Origin of the sequence: Agrobacterium sp. LMR679 (assembly GCF_027157905.1) — a bacterium.
Lineage (GTDB): Bacteria > Pseudomonadota > Alphaproteobacteria > Rhizobiales > Rhizobiaceae > Agrobacterium > Agrobacterium leguminum.
Map to the genome: position 1 here is coordinate 719,553 of NZ_JAPVOJ010000001.1, position 10,448 is coordinate 730,000.

Annotated in this window: 6 protein-coding genes, 1 tRNA gene, 2 rRNA genes and 2 pseudogenes; 4 read left to right on the top strand and 7 right to left on the bottom strand. The window is 57.5% G+C overall.

Going from position 1 to position 10,448, the window contains the following annotated elements:
* Positions 1 to 62 precede the first annotated feature (62 nt).
* The 3 genes and pseudogenes from O3W47_RS03385 to O3W47_RS03395 all read right to left on the bottom strand — a co-directional run bounded on the left by O3W47_RS03385 (position 63) and on the right by O3W47_RS03395 (position 3,338).
* A complete protein-coding gene (locus O3W47_RS03385; RefSeq protein WP_269312990.1) occupies positions 63 to 437 on the bottom strand; it encodes a DUF2958 domain-containing protein in 375 nt (124 codons plus the stop codon).
* The gene (locus O3W47_RS03390) at positions 434 to 916 is read right to left on the bottom strand and encodes a hypothetical protein (protein ID WP_269312991.1); all 483 of its coding nucleotides are present in this window, start codon (positions 914 to 916) and stop codon (positions 434 to 436) included. The genes O3W47_RS03385 and O3W47_RS03390 overlap by 4 nt, the downstream gene beginning before the upstream one ends.
* Positions 913 to 3,338, bottom strand: a pseudogene (locus tag O3W47_RS03395) (chromosome partitioning protein ParB). The gene O3W47_RS03390 and the pseudogene O3W47_RS03395 overlap by 4 nt, the downstream one beginning before the upstream one ends.
* 474 nt (positions 3,339 to 3,812) lie before the next feature.
* Here O3W47_RS03395 and O3W47_RS03400 point away from each other — a divergent pair.
* The 4 genes and pseudogenes from O3W47_RS03400 to O3W47_RS03415 form a co-directional block, all read left to right on the top strand.
* Positions 3,813 to 4,022 (top strand): hypothetical protein, encoded by a 210-nt coding sequence (locus O3W47_RS03400; protein ID WP_269312992.1) that lies wholly within the window; start codon positions 3,813 to 3,815, stop codon positions 4,020 to 4,022.
* Positions 4,023 to 4,117: 95 nt separating this feature from the next.
* Positions 4,118 to 4,441 carry a type II toxin-antitoxin system HigB family toxin gene (locus O3W47_RS03405; protein ID WP_269312993.1) on the top strand — a complete coding sequence of 108 codons (324 nt, stop codon included), beginning with the start codon at positions 4,118 to 4,120 and terminating at the stop codon, positions 4,439 to 4,441.
* Complete coding sequence (locus O3W47_RS03410) at positions 4,431 to 4,811, top strand: helix-turn-helix domain-containing protein (protein ID WP_269312994.1); 381 nt, start codon at positions 4,431 to 4,433, stop codon at positions 4,809 to 4,811. Before O3W47_RS03405 ends, O3W47_RS03410 begins: the two co-directional genes overlap by 11 nt.
* Positions 4,812 to 4,827: 16 nt before the next feature.
* Positions 4,828 to 5,883, top strand: a pseudogene (locus tag O3W47_RS03415) (recombinase family protein); the annotation flags it as partial.
* 147 nt (positions 5,884 to 6,030) lie between these two features.
* On the opposite strand, the gene O3W47_RS03420 reads toward O3W47_RS03415, so the two are convergent.
* The 4 genes from O3W47_RS03420 to O3W47_RS03435 all read right to left on the bottom strand — a co-directional run bounded on the left by O3W47_RS03420 (position 6,031) and on the right by O3W47_RS03435 (position 9,962).
* On the bottom strand, positions 6,031 to 6,462 hold the full coding sequence (locus O3W47_RS03420) for a hypothetical protein (RefSeq protein WP_269312995.1): 432 nt from the start codon (positions 6,460 to 6,462) through the stop codon (positions 6,031 to 6,033).
* An 18-nt stretch (positions 6,463 to 6,480) separates the two neighbouring features.
* A tRNA-Met gene (locus tag O3W47_RS03425) sits at positions 6,481 to 6,557 on the bottom strand.
* A 102-nt stretch (positions 6,558 to 6,659) separates the two neighbouring features.
* Positions 6,660 to 6,774: ribosomal RNA gene (rrf, locus tag O3W47_RS03430) — 5S ribosomal RNA — on the bottom strand.
* A gap of 390 nt (positions 6,775 to 7,164) precedes the next feature.
* Positions 7,165 to 9,962, bottom strand: a 23S ribosomal RNA gene (locus tag O3W47_RS03435).
* Positions 9,963 to 10,448 lie beyond the last annotated feature (486 nt).

The window sequence follows — 10,448 nt, forward strand, 5'->3', positions numbered from 1 at the left end:
CCATTCCGCTTCTTGAGGGTAGTCGCTTCGGCGCATCGGGGTCCGACACGCCGGAGCACGTTTCAGGTGACTATCCTTCCGGCATGACGAGCCATTCTGGTATAGTGGCTGAGTCGGTATTGGGACATGAAATAACAGTCACGTTCGACCGGCAGGCCAAGCCCGCCGCGCACTTCCTCGATCTCGGACAGCATGGCGTAGCCAAGTTCCGGACTGCCAAGCCCAAGATCGCAGAGGCCGAACATGCGCAATTGTCCATCCGGTTCCTCGTATGCTTCGGTTATCAGCCATGTGGCAGAACCGTCCGGCGTGAACAGCTTCACGACAGGGCGCGGGTCGAAATCCTCCTGTTCCTCGCTGGCACGGCCATTGGCGATCAGCGCGGCGCGAAGATCGTCGGGGATGAGGGTTTCGGTGCGGGGAAATCGTCGCGTCATGACGCCATTTCCTCCGGTTCGGGCCAAAGCTCGGCATCCCCGTTGATCCGCAAGCGGGCGCGGAAGGCGGCGATAGCCGCATCCTGCCGTTCCAGCTTGCGGGTGAGCGCGTCGATTTCGCCGCGCCGCTGGAAACGGAGTTGCGTGGCGTTTTCCTGATAATCGCGTTCGTCGGCGCGGGTCCATGCGGACTTCATGCGGCCATACTGGCGGGTCTTGACGCGGGCTGTGATCGTCATGCGCTCGGCGCGCTTTTCGATCTGCCGCCTGATGATTTTTATATGGCGGCGGGTTTCGTTCCGCGTTCTGACCATGCGGGCCAGCATTGCCCGCTGCTCGGCATAGGTGTTCATTGTCGTGGTTCCTGTGATCTGGTCGAGGTTCCCGGCCGCGCCGAAATCGGCGCGGCCGGAACTGTCCTCGGTGCGATGGGGAAAGAGGCCGGAACCGCGCGGGCGGCTCCGGCCATGGCCGTTCACTCGGCGGCTTCGTGGAAGACCGCGCCATCTTCGGCGTCTGCTGCATCCGGGGCGGTTGCCTCCCCTTCTGGTTCAGCCGGTCCCTCTGCTGCGGGTGCACCGGGGTCCGTCACCTGATCCTCGGCAGATATGGCTTCCGGCTTGGCAAACTCTGCCGCTTCGGTCGCGGTGAGTTCCGGTGCGTCCGGTTCCGACGTGGCCGGTTCTGCTGCATCCGCTGCAACACCTTCCGGCTCTGCGGTTTCTGACGCGTCCGCAACGGTTTCGGCTTCCGCCTCTACCTGCTGCGGGGCGTCCAGCCATGCGGGCCGTTCGGTGCGCAGCAGCGGCGGAAGCCATCCGCTTCCGGCAAGCTGCTTCTCGGCGTCTTTCGCCATTTCCTGCTTCTTCTTGCCCGAAAGCCGTTCCGCCGCCTCGTCGCCAAGAGCATCGCCTACGGCGGCAAGAATGTGCGCCTTGGTCACGCGACCAAGATAGGTGCTGACGGTCGGCGTCCAATACTGGCTCATGTCCAGCGCAAGCGCGGTCGACAGCTTGTCAGCGGTCGCATGGGCGCGGCGCTTGTTCTGCTCCCAAGGCAGTTTCAGGGCATTGACGGTGAGCGATGCGCAATGGGCGAACAGCGCCATGACGCTTACGGGGTCCAGACCGGCAATGAAGCCCCAAAGATCCGCCACGTTCTGCGGCATGTCGGAAGCCCATGCGGCGTGACGATCCGCCAGCATCTTCGCCGCCGCCGTATCCTCGATGCCGTCAGCGTGTCCGCCAAGCTGAACGCTGACGGGGCGGATTTCGAGGGCATGAGCACTGACGTCACGATAGAAGGTCTGCGCGGCGAGCGCATGAGTGACGGCGATCAGGGCTTTTTCCGGCTGCTCGCCAAGCGCAAGGCGAAGGCCAAGCGTCCGGTGGGCGGTCAGGTCGCGGGTGAGAGTGTCGGAAATCGGCTGGCCCGCATCGCCTTCCGGTTCTTCCTCGCCGCCGCCGCTATCAGGGTCCGGATTGATACCGTCTTCGATGATCTCGCCGTCTGCATTGACGCGAACGCCGTCAATGATGGTTTCGCTACCCGCGCTCTCGTCTTCTTCCGGTTCCGGCTCCGGTGCCTCGTCTTCGGGCCGAATGAAACCACGTTCGATGCGGGCGGTTCCGTCATGGTTCAACGTGACGAACACGCCGCCTCGCGCAATCTTGTCCGGCTCATATCCTTCACGCTTCGCGTCGATGCACTCCATTTCCGCTTCAAGTTCTGCAAAACGCTGATCCACATCGGCGGGCAAGTCTTCTTCTGTATTCTCCCATTCTGCCGTCAGGCGATCAAATTCGTCCTGCGCTGCGGCATAGGCGGCCTCATCTTCTTCCGACAATTCGACCGCATGCGGATAGAAACGGCTCATGCCGTGGGCATGGGGAAGTCGATAGAGGCTTCCACCCACTTCCAGCCTTCCGCCTGAATGTCGGCGGTGATACCCTCCAGCTTTTCGAGAACAAGGCGGTCAAGCAATGCCGGATCGTCGTAATAGCCGCCGCGATCTTCGGTAAACAGGTCACGGATGATCGTGCCGCCCGCCTCCGTGTAGGCTTCCGCGCCGACGAAGATAGCGCGCCGCTCCGTGGCCGGAACGTTGCTTGCGGTCAGATCGCGGCGGATGATCCGTGCTTCCCTGTTATAGTGCAGGTTCTCGAAAACCTCTTCCTGCCGTGCGTGGTCGTCGGTAATGGCGAAAGCCTGCAACTGCTCAAGGTTCAAGCCGCCTTCGCGGTAAACCTGCATCAGCTTCGGGCTGACGGCGCCGAGCTTGAGGCGCTGCCTCACCACATGCTCACTCACGCCGAAGCGGACGGCGATATCCGCCGCACTCCATCCGCGATCCTGCGAAAGTTGTAGGAAAGCTTCGACCATATCGGCATTCGAGAGATCCGAACGCGTCACGTTCTCGTCAAGGCTGATCTCGAAAGGGTCGTTCACCGTATCTATGACGCAACGGATCGGCTCGGTCTTCCTGATTTCCTTGCGCTTCACCCGCAACATCTGCGCCAGCCTGCGGCCTTCGCCGATGGTGACGAAATAGAAACCGGTCTCCTTACCGTAGACGTCAAGTTCCGGCTCTACCACGAGGTTTTGCAGGATGCCCTTGGCGGCGATGCTTGCCGCATAGGTCTCCACTGTTTCCTCACTATGAGGGGTTTTCCTCGCGTTTCGGGGCGACCGCTTGAGCTTGTTGAGAGGAATGAAGATTTCCGTGCCGGTCGTGGTTTCCGCTGCGGGTTCCGCCGTCATAACGGTTTCCGGTTCCTGTGCGGGCAATGCCGTCATTACCTCCGCCGCGACTTCCCCGACGCTGAGGATTTCCACATCCACCGCCGCATTCTCGACCGTCTCGACAGTGACGGCCTTCGTCTTCTTCGCTGTCCTTGCCATTGTTCCAATCCTTTTCTCCGTTAATGCCGGAGGCATGTCCCCGACATGCCTCCCGGGGCGCGAGCCCGCGGGGATGGGAGGGGGCAAGTGCCGGCGAGCATGGCCGGGCTGCGCGGCGAGCGGGACGGATCGGAAGAAATGAAGCTGGTGGTGATTGTGCGCCGTCCTGAGAAGCGGGCGGCCCTGCCATGCACAGGCGGAGCTTGAGGGGAGAAAGGGGTTAAGACCCCTTGGCTTCCCCTCACGATCGGCAAGGCTTCAGCCGCAGCCGATCAGGACAAAGCGCGCGAAGCGCTCCTTACTCTATCGAGACAGGCGAAACCGCCGGACTTCCGCCTTCGGGCGCTGTTGAGACCGTCCCTTTTGTAGGTCGGAGTATCCTCTTCGCCGCACGGCACGGCCCGCCCTGTTTTCTTTCCAGCCTGATCGAGTCTCGATGGTCTCGCCAACATTCCGATACGAGCCAGGGACGCCATGAAACCACAGCGCGAAAGGATCAGGATCGACGTTCTTCCTCCATCCGACACGTCGGAAGAGGAAGCGGTTCGGATGCGGATAGCCGATGAGGCGGTCATGGCCCTCGCCCGCCTGATCGGCCGGCAGATGGCACGCGAGCAGTTTCAAAAGAAAATGGCGTTGGAGCGTCGCTCGAATAATGCCAGAAAGCGGACAATGGAGTCGTGAGCGATTGCTTATCCTAATCCCGGTACAGGTATAGCTTGCCGGGATATTTTTACATCACCATTGATCCCCTAATGGGATCATGATAGGATTACTTCATGAGGATCATTGCCCGTCGAACCTTACGGGAATTTGTCGAAAGCCTCGCAGGGCAGAAAGATCAGCCGGCTGTAAAGGCAGCGCTTGATGCCTGGTTTGATGAAGTCAGCAAGGCGGAATGGGCAGGTTCCGCCGATGTGAAGCGACTTTACGCCACGGCGAGCATTGTCAGCGCCGAGCGGATCGTCTTCAACATCAAGGGCAATGATTATCGCCTCGTGGTATCGACCGATTTTGAGAAAGGCATCGTCTGGATCAAATGGATCGGCTCGCACAAGGCATATGACAGGATCGATGTAACAGAGGTGAAGCATGGCGACTGATCTGAAGCCCATTCGCACCGAGGCGGATTATGACGCGGCACTTGCCGAAGTCGAACGCTTATGGGGTGCCAAAAGCGGCACACCGGACGGTGATCGTCTCGACGTGCTGGCAACACTGATCGAGGTTTATGAAGCGAAGCACTATCCCATGGACCCGCCGGACCCGATCGAGGCAATCAAGTTCCGGATGGAGCAGCAGGGATTGAGCCGCAAGGATCTCGAACCGATCTTCGGAACCCGTAATCGCACATCGGAAATTCTCAATCGCAGGCGTGGCCTTTCCATCGAGATGATCCGCCAGTTACATGATCGCCTTGGAATATCGGCCGATGTGCTGATCCGGCCAAGCCGTCTCGAAAAGGCAGCCTGACGCGAAAGGACAGCGAATGACCCGCGTTGCGATCTACGCCCGCTATTCCTCAGACAATCAGAATGAAGCCTCGATCGAGGATCAATTCCGTATTTGCCGTGATCAGGCGAAACGAGAGGGCTGGAAGGTCGTCGGCTGCTATAAGGATGCGGCGATTTCCGGTTCCTCCGTGATCCTGCGGCCGGGTATCCAGATGCTCTTGCAGGATGCGCAGGGCGGGCAGTTCGACATCGTGCTGGCCGAGGCGCTCGATCGCATCAGCCGCGACCAGGCCGATACCGCCAACCTGTTCAAGCATCTCAAATTTGCCGGCGTGCCGATCGTCACGCTGGCGGAAGGCGAGATTTCCGAACTGCATGTCGGCCTCAAGGGGACGATGAACGCCCTCTTCCTCAAGGACCTGGCCGACAAAACGCGGCGCGGCCTGCGCGGCCGCGTCGAGGATGGCAAATCAGGTGGCGGCCTGTGCTACGGGTATCGTGTTATCAGGAAACTGGACGCACGCGGCGAAGCGATCCGCGGCGACCGGGAGATCGATGAACAGCAGGCTCAAGTGGTTCGGCGCATCCTCCGCGACTTTGCCGCTGGTATCGGCCCGCGCGCCATTGCCAGGATGCTGAATGAGGAAGGTATTCCCGGTCCCGAAGGCAAGCTCTGGAACGACACGACGATCCGGGGCCACGCCAGCCGGGGAACAGGCATCCTCAATAACGAGCTTTATATCGGCAAGCTGGTTTGGAACCGGCTCCGTTACGTCAAGAACCCGTCGACGGGCAAGCGCGTGTCGCGCCAGAACCCGGAAAGCGAATGGATCGTCACCGAGGTTCCGCACCTGCGCATTGTCGATGACGAACTCTGGGAGGCTGTTCGCGCAAGACAGGGCGAGATTGCGGAGAAATACGTCAATGTGACAGAGGCGGTGCGCGCGCATCACAAGAAGAACCGACTGAACGGAACACGCCGGCCAAAGTCCCTGCTCTCCGGCCTGATCTTCTGCGGCGGCTGCGGCGGTCCCTACTCGCTGCGCGGCGCTGACCGTTTCGCCTGCTCGAACCATATCAGCAACGGCTCCTGCAATAACAGCCGAACGATCCCGCGCGAGGAGATGGAGCAACGGGTGTTGGCCGGTCTGAAGGATCGGATGATGGCCCCCGAAACCGCCTCCGAAGCGATGCGGGCCTATGCGGAAGAGATGAACCGGCTGAACCGGGAACGACGCTCAAGCGCCGACACATGGAAGGCGGAACTCGCCAAGGTCGAGAAGGATATTCGCGGCATTATCGAAGCCATCAAGGCCGGCATGTTCCATGAGAGCATGAAGGGCGAGATGACCGCGCTTGAGAACCGCAAGAAGGAACTGGCGGCGCTGCTGGCCGATGTCCGCGAGGACAAGCCCGATCTGCTGCCGAGCGCTGCGGGCATCTATGCAAAGAAGGTCGCCAGGCTGACGGAAGCGCTGAACGAGCCGGAAGAACGGACGCAGGCGGCCGAGGCTTTGCGGATGCTGATCGCGAAGATCGTTCTGACGCCGGGACCGAACCGGGGCGAGATCGATGCGACGCTGCACGGAGAATTGGGCGCGATCCTGAACTGGGTCGAGCGTCAAGCCGTTGGGAATGCTACAAAAACAAAACTCCCGGCGCTTTCGCATCGGGAGTGTCGGTATCAGTGGTTGCGGGGGCAGGATTTGAACCTGCGGCCTTCAGGTTATGAGCCTGACGAGCTACCGGGCTGCTCCACCCCGCGTTGACTGGTTTTATTATAGCATAAAGGCCGCTTGATGCGGCCTTTTGATTTGGGCTTTGTGCCGGTTTTTGTGAATGAGAAGATTTGTGTTGCGTTTTGCAGACCTGGCAGCGACCTACTCTCCCGCGTCTTGAGACGAAGTACCATTGGCGCTGGGGCGTTTCACGGCCGTGTTCGGAATGGGAACGGGTGCAGCCGCCCCGCGATAACCACCAGGTCGGCAAAACGCAACATATGTTCATGCGGAACGCATGAACATATGTTGCTCTTTTTTGGATTGGCATGCCTTATCCCGTTCGCTTGTCGCTCACGGGGGACGCCAATCGGCCATACGGTCACCTCTGATATGAGGGACCAGGTGGCCAAAGCAACCTAGTTCATGTTTTCACATGGAAACTGTTGTTTCGAGAAGCTGGAGAGCCAAGGCTCTATTTAATTTACACGTCTTTCTGTGACCGGTCCGTATTCAGCCTTTGCTCAACAGTGAGCATGGCAGCCATACAGGACGCTAGTCCGTCGCGCCTTATGGCGCGGCCCGTCCGGAGCCCTTCGGGCGTCAGGACAAAACAGATCATCAAGCTTGGCTTGATGAACATATTCAATGGGAACGAAGAAGTCGATCGAGCTATTAGTAACGGTAAGCTTCACACATTGCTGTGCTTCCACACCCGTCCTATCGACGTGGTCGTCTTCCACGGCTCTGATAGGGAACACTCGTTTTCAGGTTGGTTTCCCGCTTAGATGCCTTCAGCGGTTATCCATTCCGTATATAGCTACTCTGCTATGCCCTTGGCAGGACAACAGATCCACCAGAGATACGTCCATCCCGGTCCTCTCGTACTAGGGACAGATCCTGTCAATATTCCTACACCCACGGCAGATAGGGACCGAACTGTCTCACGACGTTCTGAACCCAACTCACGTACCGCTTTAAATGGCGAACAGCCATACCCTTGGGACCTGCTCCAGCCCCAGGATGCGATGAGTCGACATCGAGGTGCCAAACAACCCCGTCGATATGGACTCTTGGGGGTCATCAGCCTGTTATCCCCGGCGTACCTTTTATCCGTTGAGCGATGGCCCTTCCACACGGGACCACCGGATCACTATGACCGACTTTCGTCTCTGCTCGACTTGTCAGTCTCGCAGTCAGGCTAGCTTATGCCATTGCACTCGACGACCGATTTCCGACCGGTCTGAGCTAACCATCGCGCGCCTCCGTTACTCTTTCGGAGGCGACCGCCCCAGTCAAACTACCCACCATACACTGTCCCGGATCCGGATAACGGACCGCGGTTAGACATCCACGAAGATAAGGGTGGTATTTCAAGGATGGCTCCACAGAAACTGGCGTCCCTGCTTCAAAGCCTACCACCTATCCTACACATGCCTTGGCGAATGCCAGTGTAAAGCTATAGTAAAGGTGCACGGGGTCTTTCCGTCTGACCGCAGGAACCCCGCATCTTCACGGGGAATTCAATTTCACTGAGTCTATGTTGGAGACAGCGGGGAAGTCGTTACGCCATTCGTGCAGGTCGGAACTTACCCGACAAGGAATTTCGCTACCTTAGGACCGTTATAGTTACGGCCGCCGTTTACTGGGGCTTCAGTTCAGAGCTTGCACCCCTCCCTTTAACCTTCCAGCACCGGGCAGGCGTCAGACCCTATACGTCGTATTGCTACTTCGCAGAGCCCTGTGTTTTTGATAAACAGTCGCTACCCCCTGGTCTGTGCCACCCCATCATACTTGCGTACAAAAGGGTCACGCTTCTTCCGAAGTTACGCGTGCAATTTGCCGAGTTCCTTCAACATAGTTCTCTCAAGCGCCTTGGTATACTCTACCTGACCACCTGTGTCGGTTTCGGGTACGGTCTATACGGTGGAGCTATTTCCTGGAACCTCTTCGCCGCCCAACCAATCCAATAAGGTTGAACAACACACGAGATCCGTCACTACCACCAGGCCCACGAATATTAACGTGGTTCCCATCGACTACGCGTGTCCGCCTCGTCTTAGGGGCCGGCTAACCCTGCTCAGATTAACTTTAAGCAGGAACCCTTGGTCTTTCGGCGAGGGAGTTCTCACTCCCTTTATCGTTACTCATGTCAACATTCGCACTTCCGATATCTCCAGCAGCCCTCACGGGTCCGCCTTCACAGACTTACGGAACGCTCCGCTACCACATGCCTTACGGCATATCCTCAGCTTCGGTGCATGGCTTTAGCCCCGTTACATTTTCGGCGCAAAGACCCTTATTTAGACCAGTGAGCTGTTACGCTTTCTTTAAATGATGGCTGCTTCTAAGCCAACATCCTGGTTGTTTTGGGATCCTCACATCCTTTCCCACTTAGCCATGACTTGGGGACCTTAGCTGGAGGTCAGGGTTGTTGCCCTTTTCACGACGGACGTTAGCACCCGCCGTGTGTCTGCCGACTAGTACTCCTCGGTATTCGGAGTTTGGTTAGGATCAGTAAGACGGTGAGTCCCCATAGCCCATCCAGTGCTCTACCCCCGAGGGTATTCGGTCGACGCTCTACCTAAATAGATTTCGCGGAGAACCAGCTATTTCCGAGTTTGATTGGCCTTTCACCCCTAGCCACAAGTCATCCCGAACTATTGCAACAGTTATGGGTTCGGCCCTCCAGTTGGTGTTACCCAACCTTCAGCCTGCTCATGGCTAGATCACTCGGTTTCGGGTCTAATGCAACTAACTAAAATCGCCCTATTCAGACTCGCTTTCGCTGCGCCTACACCTACCGGCTTAAGCTTGCTAGTTACACTAAGTCGTTGACCCATTATACAAAGGTACGCCGTCACCCTTGCGGGCTCCGACTGTTTGTAGGCATCCGGTTTCAGGTTCTATTTCACTCCCCTCGTCGGGGTGCTTTTCACCTTTCCCTCACGGTACTTGTTCGCTATCGGTCATGCACGAGTACTTAGGCTTGGAGAGTGGTCTCCCCATGTTCAGACAGGATTTCACGTGTCCCGCCCTACTCAAGGACAATGACTGTTCTACGCGTAAGGGGCTATCACCCTCTATGGCCGCCCTTTCCAGAGCGTTCCGCTTTATTCATCATTGCCACTGGCCTGGTCCGCGTTCGCTCGCCACTACTTGCGGAGTCTCGGTTGATGTCCTTTCCTGCAGGTACTTAGATGTTTCAGTTCCCTGCGTTCGCTTCTTACCCCTATGTATTCGAAAGTAAGATACCTTATAACAATGCTTGGAAACCCAGGCCGTTCGTTAAAACAGACTGGATTTTCCAAGCATTTAAGGTGGGTTGCCCCATTCGGAGATCCATGGATCAAAGCTTATTCGCAGCTCCCCACGGCTTTTCGCAGCGTATCACGTCCTTCTTCGCCTGTGCATGCCAAGGCATCCACCAAATGCCCTTAATTCACTTCTTCGTTCTCATTGTCTATGCTCATCCATAGCCGTTCCAAAGGAACGGCAACCTGATTACCTTTTACAATCAAGTCATTTCTTGATGACATCGACGTGTCGGTACGGTCTTCTTTGAGGGCACGCCGGTGCACCTCGAAGCCATACCATTAAGACCAGCTTCTCGAGATATCATCCGGTGATGCGCGGTCAGGCAACATCAATCCAGCATCTTCATCAGAGGAACCAAGGTTCCAACAACAAAAATGCCTAGGACAAGCGATCCTTCCTACCTCCAATCCCTCTACCAATTCCGGCCGACTAAGCCATCACAAGGTTTCTCTGGGACTGGGCTCGGACGTTTCAAACCACAAGGGCCCAAAACACCTGGAAGCTTCCAGACATATCTTCTCTTCACAATGTATTCAGAACAGGCATCAGTCCTTGCGGACGATGCAAACTTTTATTTCCTCAAAGAAGACAATTCGCAGCCGTCAGATCAATTCGCCCAT